This is a genomic window from Chryseosolibacter indicum (genome assembly GCF_018598585.1).
Taxonomy (GTDB): Bacteria; Bacteroidota; Bacteroidia; order Cytophagales; family Cyclobacteriaceae; genus Chryseosolibacter; species Chryseosolibacter indicus.
Genome location: NZ_JAHESD010000008.1, coordinates 29,097 through 45,762 on the forward strand (window position 1 = coordinate 29,097; position 16,666 = coordinate 45,762).

Genomic DNA, 16,666 nt, shown 5'->3' on the forward strand with positions numbered 1-16,666 from the left:
CTTATTGTCCGCAGATTTCATACTGCTTATTATTGTGTTTGCTCTTTCACTACTTCAACTACCTGACCCTTCTTGCGCGCGTAAATGCTTCTGTCGTACATAGCCTCGCAGCTTAATGCCGGCAAATAATAACTTCCAGAATAGCTCGCCGTCAGCATTACTTTGAAGACTTTTCGTTGTCCTGATGCAAGGTCAAAGTAAGTATAAACACGATCATCGCGTATATCCTGATACGTTGGCTTGTCTCCGTTCAATCTTTCTTCAGCCTGGTCTAACCTTAAGTTGTTAATTTCCCAACCTGAAGGGAAAATCTGATTTAATGCCATGTTTTTATACTCTCCTCGCATTCCTGGATTTTGTATCGTTACCGAAGCTATAAATTCAGTTCCTTGTGTTAAGCGCGTAGGATCAACCGCATTTCCATCTGTATCGGTATAAGTTACAGAGAGATTTAAGTTATTGTTTTCTTCTTCTTCGGTGCCTCTTGCTGGTGTTCCTTCTGTAATAAGGCGTGCAAACAACGTACCTTTTGACTTACTTACTACTTTCAAAGAACGTGCACTTACACCATCTACGGGTAGTGATACCTGCGCTATTGGTAACTCCGTGCTTGCCTCAACTTCTTTTCCATTGTAGGTATATGTAAATGTAAGTGAGCCTCTCTTTTCTGTACTTGCAAAGGCTCCGGCTGATTTTAAACACCAGGCAGTAGTTTGCGTGCTCATCCAGTACCCTGAATTACTCAGCGATGCTGAAATGTCCTTTAACAATTCAAAACCTTTTGATTTTTCATTTAACAGGATTAGGGTTTCAAGAATGATGGCTTTGTCACGAAGATCAGAGCCATAAGAATATCCCATTTCCTGGTAAGGTTTCACATTCGTTGAGAGATTTGCTATAATCTTTTTCGCTGCCTCTGGTTGTCCGGCTTTTGCGTAAGCAGAAGCCAACATCCATGAAGCTGTTAATGATAGGTTTTGTTGTTCGCGCAGTCTGTTCATTCCACCAAGTTCGGCGTCTCCTGCTAGTGCCAGTGCGTATAATCTGTAGGCCTGGATCAATTCGCTGCTTTGATATTCCTGGTTCTTTCTCCATGATTGTGCTTTATTTTTCTGGAATTTTTTCCAGCGCCTGATCATGTCGTTAGGAATAAAATATCCTTTTGCTTCGGCTTCTATAAGAAAATGACCTGCATAAGTAGTAGACCAGCTATCAGCATTTTCAGCACCAGGCCAATATGAAAATCCGCCGTCGCGTTGTTGAAAAGATTTTAGTCTTTCAATTCCTGCACGAACATTTTTTTGAATCATGGCTTGCTCACCTTCTGTAATAACCTTTATCTGATCTACATATAGCTGAGGGAAAACCGCAGAGGTTGTTTGTTCAATGCAACCGTAAGGATATTGCAACAAGTACTTTAGTCTTTGTCCAAGGTTAATTGGAGGAATACTTGAGATTTCAAGAACAGCAGTATTCGTTCCTGCCATCCCTACGGGAGAAACATTAACGTTCCACGTTTTACCTGCTTCTACTATTGACTCCTGTGCACGGGTAACCGGAGGGTTCGGATTACGAACCTCAATCTCAATCTCATCTGTAGCCGTATAGCTTCCCGAAGTAGCGGTTACTTTTATTTTTCCTACACCTAACAAGCTCTTTACATCAAGATCGAAGTCAACTGTCATGTCATTGCCACTCATTGTAATGCGCTGGGAATTTTGTAATACAGTAAGCGGACCTGTGGCTTTTACCTCAATATTAATATCGCGGATATTTTTCTCCATCGTAAACAGCGTAACAGGTAGTTTAACTTTTTCCTCCGGACCAAGAACACGGGGTAATGTTGCCAATACCATTAAGGGCTTACGCACAGGTGTCGCCTTTTCTGCTGAACCATAAGCGCCTTCATATCCTGCCACCACCATTGTTTTTACTGATCCAATGTATTGAGGCATAATGAATTTGTGTTCGTCTCTTCCCCCATTAGTAGTAAATGGGCCAAAGAATTTTACAACAGGTTTAAAGCGATTTGATTTTGCATCGTCTTCTTTGCTGGCGGCTTCCATGTCTCCACCTATCGCTAACAACCTTTCAATCTTCGATCCGAAAGCTCCCATTACATTGTCATACAAGTCCCATGTTTTTACGCCTAGCGCTTCGCGAGCATAAAATCTATTCCATGGATCAGGAGTTTTAAATCTGGTTAAATCAAGAAGCCCTTCGTCTACCACTGCAATGGTATAGGTCATCTTTTTCTTTGATTTTTCAGATACACTGATTTTTACTTCCTTTCCTGGTTCAAGCACATCAGGCATTTCTATAACAGGTTCAAGATGTGTTTCTGGATTCTCGACCTGCAAAGGAATAACACCGTATAGCCTGATAGGTAAATCGTTTACCGTTTGCGAATGAGGTTGTACAAGTGTTATATGCACAAATACATTAGGCGTCATGTCTTTCGTGATATTGAAGCTGAAAGGAGTATCACCTTTTTGTGTTTGCACCCAGTTACTTTCAATAACGCGACTTCCGTTTTCAATGCTTACAAGAGCGCGACCTTCCCCGCTTCCAGGTATTATTACACTAGCCTTATCACCTATATTGTAGGCGGGTTTATCAGAAGAGAAAGATAACATGGTCGCACCTTCATTTCCTCCGCGCGATCTTCCTGCCCAACCTGGCCAATCAATATAAACTACTTTCGCGGTACTATGGCCAGATTGCGGATCAAGCGCTTTTACAAGATATCTTCCCCATTCAGGGTAATTGATCTTGAAACTCCATGAGCCCTTTCCGTTTGTTGTTCTTATCGTACCCTCACTTATTAACGTGGCGTAAGAGTCGCTTAAGTACGCAGCATTTTCTTCGCTGTTATCCCACCACCATTTCCATTGCAGTTTGTAGATAGACATTTCTATCTTATCCCGCGAAAGCGGTTTACCATCTGCGTCTATGGTTACTACATCAACCCGGTGTGTGGTATCGGTAAGAAGCATACCTCTTGCTTTATCACCTTCAGGTACCCTTATGCCGGTAAAGGATTCATACGGATAATACGGTAAGCTAAAACGATCGATAGAGAAATTGCCACTTTCTTCAAATACCTTTCCTCTGAACACAGCATTTAACATTCCTGGTGAATTCTCTGAAGCCTCTAAAGTAGCGTTGATAGTGGCTTTACCTTCTTCATTTGTGTAACCTTCAAAAATTGTTTGTGCTTCGCTTGAAAAAGTACGGGACGGATCTTCAAAAACATAGTCAGGGTAACGCGAAAATTTCGTTTCTCCCCGGGTGAGCAATACTTCAAACTCAGCCTTAAGGTTTCTTCCTACTGCACCGTGAAGCCAGTTCACCTGAAGTGTACCTGATACGTTATTGTTCTCTGCTGTGATCTTGTCTTTCCCAAAATCAAGATTGATTTTAAGCCTGTTCGGCTTTACAGTTTCTATTTTTATAGTTTGAGCGAACTCAGCCCCGCCTACTTTAACACGTGCCATCCAGTTTCCGGTAGGTGCATCGGTGGCAGTTGCTGTAGCAAAGTTGTAGAATCCATTCTCACCGTTGGCACGTACAATTCTATTTACTACCTGCCCTTGCGGATTTTGCAACTCCATCACCACAGGATGCGTTGACGGAAGCAGTTTAAGTTTATCTTCAAGTAGAAACGTAAGATATAAAGAATCGCCTGGCCTCCATACGCCTCTTTCTCCGTAAATCAAACCCTTAAGTCCTTTGCTTATTTGCTCGCCACCAATATCAAAATTACTTAGAGAGAGTGATTCTCCATCCTGGAGTTTAAGATAGCCGCGTTGCGTACCACTCTTTGCAATCAGAACAAACGGTTTTTCCTTACTCTCTATTACCGCCTTCCCATCTGCATCTGTTGTTGCATTGCCGATAAGTTGTTGCTGGAAATCATACAATTCAAGCATCACACTGCCTAAAGGCTGCGTTGTCTTTAAGTCGTTGATAAATACAATTGTCTTTCCGTCTCCACCGCGTTTAGCGATAATACCCAAGTCAGTTGCGAGTACGTTTTTCTTGATGTTTTTATTGCCGGTGTAGTAAGAGGAGTGGCATGGGTTGTCGCGTTGCTCCCAATCGTAATCTTCACTGTAATAGTACTCTTCATAAGAATCCCAATAACTCGATTCACCTTCACCCTCAACCCATTCTTCTGTTTCAAATGAAGTAAGGTCTGATTCACCTGCGGTTTCTTCACCACCTTCACATACCAGTGCTACATCTTTTCGCTTGAAACCTATACTTACCTGATAGATAGCACCTGGTTCTGTGCTGATCATTTTTGAAAGGTCTATTGTAAACCGGTTCCATTTTCCAAGATCAGTAACACCAGAAGTTTCAAGAGACACATTCTTTTTAAGAATTGGTTTTCCTACCCTGCGTAGTTCCGAACTTCCGTTGTAATCATTAACCTGTAAGAATTGTAGTACATTGCTTTCATAAACCTTAATGATTTTTACATCAACTGATTTAAGGTTCACTGCTTCAAAAGGAAGAATTAGCCCTTCAGATGAAGGAAGGATATTACCTTTTCCGGTAAAGCGCACCGCGGGGTTAAGCTGTTCAAAGACAATTTCAAGACTATTTCCTTCTTTCATCTTGTAGTCAAGAATATTTTTAATTCCTGCCTCTATGGTAAGTGTTTTAGATCCTGTTTGTCTAACAGGAGGATAAACCCATATTTCATTGTCATGAATATCAAAATCAAGATCAGTCAGTCCGCCTATATTAATTAAGCCCTGAAGGTTTTGTTTTGGTTTTAACGGATCCGTGAACTGAAGAACCACATATTGATTCGGATTCTGAACAACCTTTGTGTTCATGATCTTGAAATCACTAAGCGAAGGAATTTCAATCACCTGTTCTTCACTCCGTTCAATTCCAATAGATTTCCCGTTAATGGCAAGGTCTACTTTACTTGCTTGCTCCTTGCGTGCAACTTCCTCAATAATAAAATTATGTTCTTTGCCGTCACCCGCATGGGTCCATGAAATTTTTAACACCTTGCCTTCCTGAGACGCAGTAAACGACTTCTCAATCAACTCGTTCTCAGCAAAATCAGCAGTAGAAAAGATACCCTCTATTTTTTGTTTCTGTAATTCAGTGCTTACATAAGGTTTAATATTCTCAATGCTTACTTCAAAGTTTTGTGGTATTACCTGGAAGGTGTAAGAAAACGTTTTTAATTCTGAGGGCAGGTTTTCGACAAGTTTTGATAAAGAGAAATTGACTTCGTATACGTGGCCGGAAGTTAATTTCTTCTCGGGTCTGAACTCAACCGTTTTTCTGTCTAGCCAAATGGTTTTTCCGTTAACGCCCGGATTAAAGTTGAAAAGCTTAACTGATGATTCTGTGCCAACCTGGGAGGAGTCTACCGCTTCCGTTGATAGAACAATGCGTATGGTTGAACCGGAAGAAACAATTCCTGCGGTGTACGACGAAATGTACTCGCCAAAAGCAGGGTTGATAAAGGCTTGTGTTTGTTTTTTGCCGATACTATTCGTGAAGTAGAATACTCCGGTCACAACTATTCCAAGTGCTATGGCTGCGATAGCAATTCTTTTCCAGGGCAGCGTTTTCATATGTGATTTTGGGGTTTATAAAGAGAGAAACCAATTGCAATATCCATTAATTGGTATGGTTTTTTAAATGATTTTGCCGAAAAAATTGCATCCTCGCAAATTCGCATCATATTCTATTAAAATTAGGTCTAACTCCGACTTTTACTTATGAACTCAATTTTAGAGCAAGTTTACTTCCATAATTCTGTGCGAGACTACCTCGTTGCTCTCGCAACCATTCTTCTGGGTTCACTTATTTTGGCTATTATTAGAAATGTTGTATTAAAACAACTGAAAATTTGGGCAGAGCATACGCCAGGCACTAATGACGATATAGTGATAAGAAGTATTGGACGTTTTGGATTTGCTGCATTACAATACGCTATTATTTATTGGGGAATCTCTACGCTACAGTTATCGCATAAAGCAGAACGGGTAGTAGAGGTTGTCATATCTGTAGTAATCACATTTTTTATAGTCCGTCTGTTTTCCAAGTTAATCCTGCTTTTTCTTAATAATAGAATCCGAAAGCAGGAGCGGGGTGAAGAAAAAATCAAGCAGCTTGGTGGATTAATGCTTATCATTAACATGATTATCTGGATTTTAGGAATTGTATTCTTGATCGATAATCTTGGTGGTGATGTTACCGCTATTGTCACTGGTCTGGGAATTGGTGGTATTGCCATTGCGTTAGCAGCTCAGAATATTTTAGGTGACTTATTTAACTACTTTGTTATATTTTTTGATCGCCCCTTTGAAGTAGGTGATTTTATTATTGTTGATGATAAACTGGGCACCGTAGAATATATCGGAATTAAAACCACACGCATCAGAAGCCTTTCCGGCGAGCAACTCATTATGGGTAATAGTAATCTTACAACAGCGCGTATCCATAACTACAAGAGAATGGCTACCCGTAGGATAGTTTTTACCATTGATGTTGAGTATGGAACGCCTCTTGATACGTTAAAGGAGATATCTGTATTATTGAAATCTATTGTATTGGAGCAAAAAAATGTTACTTTCGATCGTGCGCATTTTGCTGTTTACAAAGATTGGAGCCTTCGTTATGAAGTTGTTTATATTGTCGGAAGTCCTGACTTTAATATCTACATGGACATCCAACAGGCTATCAATTTCAGGATCTATGAAGAATTCACTAAACGAAAAATAAACTTTGCCTTCCCTACACAAACTTCTGTTTTTAAAAATCCTGATGATTTCAAAAGAGAACTTGAGGGAATTTCAGACGGAAGTACAAGATAAATTTGTGAATACTTATTTTTAAATTGAGGCATGTATATAGCATGTCTCATTGGTTTGATGATGTTGATTCCACCATCCTTTAAAGAAATACAGCTTAAAAATAGCCGCGTAAAAGTAGCTTATGATGAAAAGGAAGAAGTTGTTAAAAAACACTTTAAAGATCGTAATCTGAAATACAAAGGTTTCAACCTCTTTGTAAGAGCTTTTAAAAAAGAGAAGAAGCTTGAAATCTGGATAAAGGAAAAAGGAAGAGAAACATATTCTCTCCTGCATACCTACAACTTCTGTTCAAGTTCAGGAACTTTAGGTCCTAAAAGAAAAGAAGGTGATCTGCAGATCCCGGAAGGCATATACTACATCAATCACTTCAATCCACAAAGTAACTTTTACCTATCTCTTGGTATTAATTATCCTAACGCATCAGATAAGGTTTTAAGCGATCCTAAACATCCAGGCGGTTTGATCTATATTCATGGCAACTGTGTTACCGTTGGATGTATTCCCATCACAGACGATAAGATAAAAGAGCTCTATGTACTTGCTGTAGAAGCAAGAAATAACGGGCAAACTGAAATTCCAGTTCATATTTTTCCATCAAAGCTCAATGATAAACAACTGACAGAGCTAGAAGAGAAGTACGGAACAGAACATAAGGATTTTTGGTTAAGTCTGCGGCCTATCTACAACGCCTTTGAAACATCAAAAAAGCTTCCGGAAATAACCGTCACAGGTAAAGGCAGATATCAATTGCACTAAGTATTATCCCGGGCTTTTTTTTACTACCTGACTTTCTACTAATAATCTTTATCATTCAAAATAATCTTTTTTCTTCAGTAGCCTTTTAAGTTAAATAACCGAAACTATCAGAGATTCAATAGAATAGCATAAGAGTGATTAGGGGCTGACTATGGGGTGGCTCCGGTGGCATTTGGTTAGAAACGTTTTGACCGAAGGACACCGGGAGACATCAATACGCACTTCCCAGTCACTCTGATGCTATTCTAAAGGAATGCTTATTGGCTACAATGAAGTCCCCAGGGCTCCTTAGACCACCAGGAGGGGAATTCAACCGGCTGATTTGATTATTATTGAGTTAAAGACTACACCTATCGTTTATTTTATCTTCTGAAAATAGTGTTTAAACATTAGGTAAGAATAGCTAGGCTGAAAGACATAAAAGCTATTGTGTTTAGATAGCTTAACTATTTAGAGCGCTGTGAACTTTGTAAATGGCCGTGAAAACTTTGTAAAAGGAGTTGTTTGATAAAAGATTTTAATAACAGGTAGGGTTAGACTTGAAAAACGTCTACTTGAGTTAGCGTAAGGATTAAGCCAAAAATACAGTATCCGTTTTACATGCCCTTAGTACCTTGCATGAGTATTATTTGACCTATGCACCCCACTCTATTAAAGATTATACTCTTGTCAGTATTATCTTGCCTTACCGGACTTCTATTTGGCCAGAACCTGGCTTCAATAGGTAAGGAAAAACCGCTTCAGGTTAGCGGCGGGCTTTCTCTCAATCAAATATTTTATTCTGTTAATGGCATAGAGTCGAGAAGGGATCCTTATACTTACTATGCTTCTGGTAACATAAATTTCTCACTCTATGGTTGGAGTGTTCCCCTAAGTTTTAGTGTATCTAACCAAAACACCTCTTTTCAACAACCTTTTAATCAATATAGTCTTCATCCCACCTATAAATGGGTTACTGGTCATTTCGGATATACCAGTATGTCTTTTTCTCCGTATACAGTAAATGGTCATATTTTTCTTGGTGGAGGGGTTGATGTGGCACCAGAAGGAAAGTTTAAGATAAGCGCATTATATGGAAGGTTTCTTAAGGCAGTAGAGCCAGATACGTCAAATCAGAATGCGATGCCTTCTTATAAACGCATGGGCTATGGCTTTAAGGCCAGCTATGGTGAAGGGGGCGACTTTGTAGATCTTATTGTATTTCATGCACATGATGACATTAACTCTGTAAGTTTTATTCCTGATAGTCTTGATGTGCTGCCCGAGGAAAACCTGGTAATGAGTATTAGCGCAGGAAAAACGGTATTAAAGAATTTTCTCTTAAAAGCAGAGCTCGCTGGAAGTGCGCTTTCGCGTGATACAAGAGCTGAGGAGGCTAATCACGGCAGTATATTAGCAAAGCCTAAATTTATATATATACCACGTTTATCCTCCTCCTACTATAAAGCATTTAAGACCTCCTTCAATTACCAGCAAAGTTTTTATACCCTTGGCGTGGCCTATGAAAGGATTGATCCCCTATATAGAACGTTAGGCTCTTACTACTTTAACAATGACCTTGAAAACATTACTGCCAACGCAGCAGTAGCAATCTTAAAAGGCAAGGTAAATGTAGCGGCAAGTGGTGGTACGCAGCGTGATAATCTTGATAGGAGTAAAGTGAGTACGATGAGAAGAATGGTTGGATCTCTAAACCTTGCGTATGCTCCGACTCAGAAATTAAACTTCTCCGCTTCCTATTCTAATTTTCAAACCTATACCAATATTCGTTCTCAATTTGTTGATATCAATCAGCTCACACCTTACGACAATCTTGATACATTAAACTTTACGCAGATTTCGCAAAACGCAACACTTACTACCATGTATATGTTTGGCGGAAATGAGAAGAAACGCCAGTCTGTAAATCTCAATCTTACTTTTCAGGATGCAGCGGATAAACAAGGAGACGTGGAACAAAACTCGGGGGTTCAATTCTATAGTGTGAACGCTGCCTATGCATTGAACATCGTTCCTCAGAACTTAATGCTCTCGGTGTCATTCAATGCAACGCTTAATGAAGCTCCAGGAAACACATCACGTACAACGGGGCCAACAGCTTCAGTAAGTAAATCATTTTTCCAGAAGAAGCTGCGTGCAACACTCTCATCGTCCTATAACAATACTTACGCCAACTCTGTAAAGGTTAATTCAATTATTAATGGGCGATTGAATACAAGTGTGACTTTACAGAAGAAACATAACATCAATTTTAGCCTTGTAGCAGTAAACCGGTCGAGCAACAGAGAAGGCTCGGCTCAGGCCTTTACAGAATTTACCGGAACATTAGGGTATAGTTATTCATTCAATTATTAATACGAATGCTCAACAGCTGGATATCGATTGTTAATATGATCAGTAAACTGAAAGGAAGCATAGTAATGAGAAATGTTATCTCATTACTATGCTTGCTATTTGTGTTTTCTGAAAATTTATATTCTCAGGTGTATCCTGTACAGGCTACTGTACAAATTTCACCGCCGTACTCACTGTATCTGGCAGATTATGTCGAGTCAGGTTCGGAAAGAGTGGCACTGAATGTCTTCCTTACCGACATCGCTAAGCCTGAATTGAATGTAAGATTCAAATTGAGGATCGTTGGCCAGGGTATTACACTGGAAACAAAACCCGGTTATATACCAGCACCTGTTGCCATTCAAAGTGGTGTTCCGTTACGTTTGATCAGTACTGACCTGGCTGAATATTTCAATCCTAAAAATCTCAACTTTCAGGGGATTTCCCAACGCCAGTATGAGCAGCGTGGTATGCTTCCCGAAGGAGTATATCAGTTCTGTTTTGAAGTTCTTGAATATAACCGCGGTATTAAGATCTCAAACGTGGGATGTGCAACAGCATGGCTGATCTTAAATGATCCTCCTATTATCAATATCCCACGCCAGAACGAAAAGATTAAAGCGCAAAGCCCACAAAATGTTTTGTTCCAGTGGACGCCCAGGCATACTGCATCTCCTAATTCTGCTTTTACCACTGAGTATGAAATTAAGATGGTCGAAGTTTGGCCTGAAACACGCAACCCCAATGATGCGATACTTACTTCGCCACCCATACTTGAAGAGACAACACAAAATACAACGTATGTCTACGGCCCGTCTGAAACACCGCTTGAACCTGGTAGGCGGTATGCTTTCAGGGTAAGGGCTAAGAGCATCGCTGGAGTTGACGAGATGGATCTGTTTAAGAATAACGGATACAGTGAAGTGTTTACTTTTGTGTATGGTGACGCCTGTGACCTTCCAACAGGAATATCAATATCCTCCGTTAGTAGTTCACGCTTTAATCTTTCCTGGGATCCACAATTCAATCACACTGCTTTTAAGGTACGCTATCGCGAAGCCGGTACAACTAACTGGTATGAGAATACTTCTACAATACCAGAAACACAGTTTAATTCACTTAAGCCAAGCACAACTTATGAGTACCAGGTAGCAGCAACCTGTGGTTTTTTTGATGGAGCTTATTCAACCATTGCTAAGGTAACAACGAATGAAGAACCACAGGATGATTATTCCTGCGGTGTACCTCTTTCACCGTTTAACCTTGATCCCTCTGAGCTTGTTGGTTCTCTTAAACCCGGTGATGTCATTCAGGCTGGAGATTTCCAGTTAAAGCTTGCCTCTGTAACAGGAAGCAACGGCATCTTTAGTGGTGAGGGTATTATTGAAGTTCCTTATCTCAATAATGCGAAAGTTAAAACGTCATTCACCAACATTAAGGTTAATAAAGAACTTCGTCTTGTTGACGGTTTTATGAATGTGACTGGTGCCGGAATTGATGTTATTCCCCAAGGTGTAATGGATTTAATGGACGACCTGACAGAGACATTAAACACCATTGACTCAGCACTTACTACTATTGAAGAAAACATTCCTGAACAGGTTGACTGGACTTCTTTCGTTCCGGATAGCTCAATCAATTCACCACTTGAAATAGTTACCGTATATCCGGCTACAGATGGCGGTGGGGGAGTAGTAATTGTAACAAGTGATGGGAAAGAGCAGAGGCTGCCGGAAGGAAAGAACTATGCAGTAAAAGACGATGCTGGTAATGGGTACTTGATCGACAAAAAAGGAAATATTCACAAGACAACGGCAGAGGCGGTAGCCAAAGTTGCTAACCGTGAATATAACTTGGTGCTTACCTTCAAAGATAATGCACAATCGAAAGGAGGGTTTGATGCAAGTAAGTTCAATCCGCCTTCTGATACAGAGGTATTGAAGGGCTCTTATAAGGTAGCATGGAAATCAGTAGAGAGTGCTTCGTCAGACCCCGTTGATGCAGTACTGCAACAAACAGATATCGATAAAAGCAAGCTTCGTTTTGAAATAGGAGGAAGACCGATACAGGTGCCTGCGATGGGCAGTGGGCAGACAGCCAAGGTGTTGGTTCCAGGTCAGGCTGACGGTATTGCAGAAGACCTTCTAGTACTTTATACACCTTCAGATACAAGTAAAGATCAGGTGCTGGGAAAGTTAAAGGTTGCAAGCTATAGTAAGATAAACCGTACACTTGTTGTTGTACCTGTTAATGAAGCTGCACCACAAGGGCTATCAGCAACATTAATAGCTGACTCCATTAATGCCATCTACAACCAGGCCATTGTTAACTGGGCCGTAAGCATTCATCCAACTCCCATTACTGTAGCACTAGACGCGCAGTTCGATGATGGGGAAAGTGGTCTGCTCACCAACTATACCGGTGACATGAAGAAGGTCATCAAAGCTTTCGGAAAGTTGCAGGATGACACCTATTATTTATTTCTTGTAAAAAATCCCAAGAGTGGTAATGCGTTAGGCTATATGCCACGCGGCAAACAAGCCGGATTTATTTTTGCTGACAAGCATAGCTCAAACCAAACGCTCATTAGAACAATGGCCCATGAGCTTGGTCACGGTGCTTTCAACCTCCACCATACATTTAAAGAACCAAACTTCCCTATAGCAGAAGGCACAACAGATAACCTGATGGATTATCCATCTGGCAATAAGCTATACAAATATCAATGGGATAAGATAAGGTATCCTGATATAGTGATTGGGTTGTTTGAAGAGGATGAGGAGGGAGAGAGCGTAATAGCAATATTGGATAGTAAATCTTCTATTAAAGAAGAAGGTAACTACTTTGGGTTCATGACACCAGGGGGACAAAGAATTATTCTCTCTAAGGATCAGCATCCCATCTTTTACCATGGAATAATTGATGATAAGTATAATGATGTTATTCCAGGTGTTCTTATAGGTTTCAGAGATAAGGCGGCTCCTGGAGAACCTGTTTTTAGCGGGAAACAGTATTGGGCTGAATTTGAAGGTGGTACTTTCGTAGGGTACAAGGGTTATGAATATAAAAAGCCGACGATAGCAAGTGACGATAACAGCGTTCTTTTAGGTTTACCCAATGCAAGGAATGATGGTAAAAATTTCGCGATTTACAAATTTAAGAATCAATCCATTGAGGATTTTAGTAATAAGTCAATACCAGTTTTACCTGTAATCTCAGATAAGTTTAAAAGACTCGGATTCTTTACTTCTGCAAACCAATATGAGCAATCGAGTGTACATTATCGAGATGCAGGTAATTTAATAGGAGATGGGCAATTGCAGATAACTGACTTTGAGTTAGAAATGCTCAAAGGTAAGTATGTTAATATAGAAGAGTTTTTTGGTAATAGAATTTCCCTTCCAGGTTTCACCAGTATTCCTCACGATGAATACCCAGAAATTTTTCAAATTGTTAAAATATCTGAATATTATAATCGTTACTCAGTCTTTTTCAAAGAATACAGCACTTGGTTTGATAAGTGGAATGTGCTGGCACTACTCACTAGGGTTTCTAATACTGCAGCTATAGTTGTTCCAGAAGATTTAGTTAGAGAAGCATTAAATAACTTTGGTAATAGTGGCGAGTGGGAAAAATTGAATATAACATATGGGTATGTTAATAGTTCCTCCAGCGAATTTACTAAATGGAACAACAATCTTATAAAGCATAATGAGGAATTAGTTGACTTTTATAATCAGTTTTTAATTGGTCTTCAGATTTCCGCTGCGGGAAAGGCAAAAGATAATATCGATTGCTTAAAAAACATTTCACTAAAATCAGATGACGAAATCTATCAATGCCTTATCAGGGCCAGCGAAGATGAATTAGCAAGAAGCGGGGTGTTATCTGACGAAGACCGATTGGTAGCCATTAAATCTGTATTAAAGAAATTTTGGGTAAATGGGGAAAGTGAAAAGGTACTGGTTAAATTAATAAAATTTACTCCTCCCGATTTTGATTCAGATAATTTCGTTACGCAACTAGAGAGTGACTGCTTCGAGATTACTGTTTATACTGGTGATGAAGTCTCTCCTGATTCCTATAAGAAGACAATTTGCTTATGGGAAATGCTGTTCACTAAAATAAATGATGGCAGCTTCCTTTTTAGTGGTGATAACAGAAAGGATCTGATGCTTGCTTTTTTGAAGCACTTTTATAGATCAGAAAAGTTTAAGACGCAACTTGCGGAGTACAAAACTAGCCTTGAAGCCTTTGATTTAGACGTCACAGAGACAAAGCGATTTGAGTTTGATTATAATTATCAAGGGATATTCAGAAGATTATGGACTGAGATTAAGCAATCTTATTCTCCAATCTATTTTGGAAATCCTAATGATTATTATGTTACGCTAAATACAACAGTTTTAAATGAGGATATTGGTGGTGTCGCGTCCAAGATAAAAATCAATCAGGATCTTCAAAAGGGCTTTTTCCTTTCAGAAACTAAGTACACGCAAAACCTGTATCCTTTTGACTTGGTAATATTTACAAATAAATCAAACCAGGATCTACTCAAAGATTTTAGCTTAAAAGATGAGAATGGGAAACTGCTTGCCCTACCAGTTCCTGCTTTAGCATTGCACTACTCAAGTGTAGTAGGAAATAATGAAACAACAAGTCAATTAATACAAACCGGTTTTGATGTTGGTACCCTTTTAATTCCTGGTGGACAGTTAGCGCAACTTACTAAGTTAGGAAAAGTGATTTACTATGCTGATAAAATAAGTTCCATTGCTAGCATAGGAGGAACAGCGTTTAAGGATGATAATCCAAAACTTGCAAAATTATTCAATTACACTAGCATTGCTACAGGTGTTGGAAGCTTAGCCAGTATTGTAATAGGATCAAAAGTCAAAGATGTAAATAAAGTTGAAGCCTTGCTTAATAATACTTCTAGACAAATTGTAAATAATTCTTTAGATGTGGTAGGGGAGATAAATAGATTAGATGGCGTTGGTGAATTATCTGAGCTTTCTTCCAGACAAGCAGATCAATTGAAGCAAATACTTGATAAGGATAGAAAGGTTCTTTCAGAAATGGGACACCTGGATGAAGCTGCAAAAGTTAGGTTTGATGATGCCATAAAATTACTTAGTCGTGTATCTGTCACTGTTAAAGAGATTGAGAATTCAATAAGGGCAAGTCTTATTGCAAGAGGATTTTCAAATTCACTTATTGATGATATAATCATACGAGCGTTGTACATAGATGATGTTCTCAAGGACAATACAATGCTCAAAATGGTCGACCGACTTACTGGAAATCCTAAATTCTCTAATGCTGATGATTTATTTAGTAATTTGGATAACTGCTTTACTAAACCAAAGCTTGCAGGAGAGGTTGATAGGTTAAAAGCAAAAACATTGTTGAACGAATTAGAAGAGGGAGAATATTGGATTAATCGTGGAGAAGATGTCTATATATCAAAGAAATTTACTCCTGGTAAAAAACCAGAAAACGAAGTGGATGTTGTTTTAACTACTGGCCAAAATAAGGGTATTGTTGAATGTAAATTTGCTGGCGTGGAAGGTGCAAATGCGCAAAACAACGTATATGCTAATTTAAAAGAGATTGTTTTGAAGTTTAAAAGCGATAGCAAATTAGAATCGATTTGGAAAAACCAGTACCCAAAAAGATACGGTCAGATTAACATAAGTAATGGTGCTTTTCCTAATCTCAATACTCCTCAACAATTTGTTGAAGCGGCAAGAAAAGCTTCTATTATAGGGGATGAGGTTGGTGTAAGCCTATTCTCATTAGAGGAACTTAAAGGATTAGATGAGTTGCATCTATTAATTGGGAACAAAAGGATTATTATTAAATCTAGTGATTGGTAATTCAAATGATAAGTGTTTTAGAATCGAATTTGTATTGGACAGCTCAACATGCAGCCGTGTGGGGTTTCTATTGGTCTGCAGAATCAAGCCAACTGTTACTTAATAATAGAAGTGAGTTTATTAATAAATATATAAAGATTTGTGTCAGGTATGGCATCTGCGTACCAATTGATTATTTATTAGGTATGTCAATTGAAGAGCTAGTGATTTCTTGTTTGAAAAAGCAAGTAGACCCGTCTCGATGGTATATTCTCCATAGCCTTTACACAAAAAGTGAATTTAAGACGTCTTTGTTTCCTTGTAGGATGTATATAAAGCAAAATAACGATTTAGTAGGTGATTTTTACTTCAGTGTTTCTCCATTAATAAAGATGCAAAGAGAATCAGAATTGATACTTGATGATGATGTTAACTCTCTTGTAAAGGTTTGGTCTTATAGCAATATTGATGGCAGTAGAAAATCAATTTTGTTCTATTTAGACACGGATGCTTTTTTTAGTGCATTATCAAATCATTCACTTGAAGATAATATAGATAATTCAAAATTGGCTTTCCTGAATGCTACAAGATTGAATAGCTTTATCAGGGATATCGCTGCAGTGATGTTTGAGTTTGGTGCCAATGAGATGGCGTTCAATAATTTATGCGAAGCAGACGAGGATGAACATAAGTCTAGATATTTTTCTAATTATTTTTTACAAGTTGATGGTGAGATTCTTTTCTATGAAGATGTGTATAGTTTGCTGCCAGTAAAGGATAAGCACAAGGACTTTGAAGTAATACAAGTGGGAATTGATCATACTAGGTATAAAAAGTACTTACATAGTAAAGAGAGTAATTTGTGAC

Annotated in this window: 6 protein-coding genes; 5 read left to right on the forward strand and 1 reads right to left on the reverse strand. The window is 39.0% G+C overall.

Annotation, left to right across the window (positions count from 1 at the left end):
- Positions 1 to 29 precede the first annotated feature (29 nt).
- Positions 30 to 5,606: an Ig-like domain-containing alpha-2-macroglobulin family protein gene (locus tag KK060_RS05550; protein WP_254152703.1), complete on the reverse strand. Its 5,577-nt coding sequence runs from the start codon at positions 5,604 to 5,606 to the stop codon at positions 30 to 32.
- Between the two features lie 147 nt (positions 5,607 to 5,753).
- Here KK060_RS05550 and KK060_RS05555 point away from each other — a divergent pair, with 147 nt between their 5' ends.
- The 5 genes from KK060_RS05555 (at position 5,754) to KK060_RS05575 (ending at position 16,665) form a co-directional block, all read left to right on the forward strand.
- A complete protein-coding gene (locus KK060_RS05555) occupies positions 5,754 to 6,851 on the forward strand; it encodes a mechanosensitive ion channel family protein (protein ID WP_254152704.1) in 1,098 nt (365 codons plus the stop codon).
- A 30-nt stretch (positions 6,852 to 6,881) separates the two neighbouring features.
- Positions 6,882 to 7,607 (forward strand): L,D-transpeptidase family protein, encoded by a 726-nt coding sequence (locus tag KK060_RS05560; RefSeq protein ID WP_254152705.1) that lies wholly within the window; start codon positions 6,882 to 6,884, stop codon positions 7,605 to 7,607.
- A 666-nt stretch (positions 7,608 to 8,273) separates the two neighbouring features.
- A complete protein-coding gene (locus KK060_RS05565) occupies positions 8,274 to 9,962 on the forward strand; it encodes a porin family protein (RefSeq protein ID WP_254152706.1) in 1,689 nt (562 codons plus the stop codon).
- Between the two features lie 35 nt (positions 9,963 to 9,997).
- Positions 9,998 to 15,820 (forward strand): fibronectin type III domain-containing protein, encoded by a 5,823-nt coding sequence (locus KK060_RS05570; protein ID WP_254152707.1) that lies wholly within the window; start codon positions 9,998 to 10,000, stop codon positions 15,818 to 15,820.
- A 29-nt stretch (positions 15,821 to 15,849) separates the two neighbouring features.
- Positions 15,850 to 16,665 (forward strand): hypothetical protein, encoded by an 816-nt coding sequence (locus tag KK060_RS05575; RefSeq protein WP_254152708.1) that lies wholly within the window; start codon positions 15,850 to 15,852, stop codon positions 16,663 to 16,665.
- Position 16,666 lies beyond the last annotated feature (1 nt).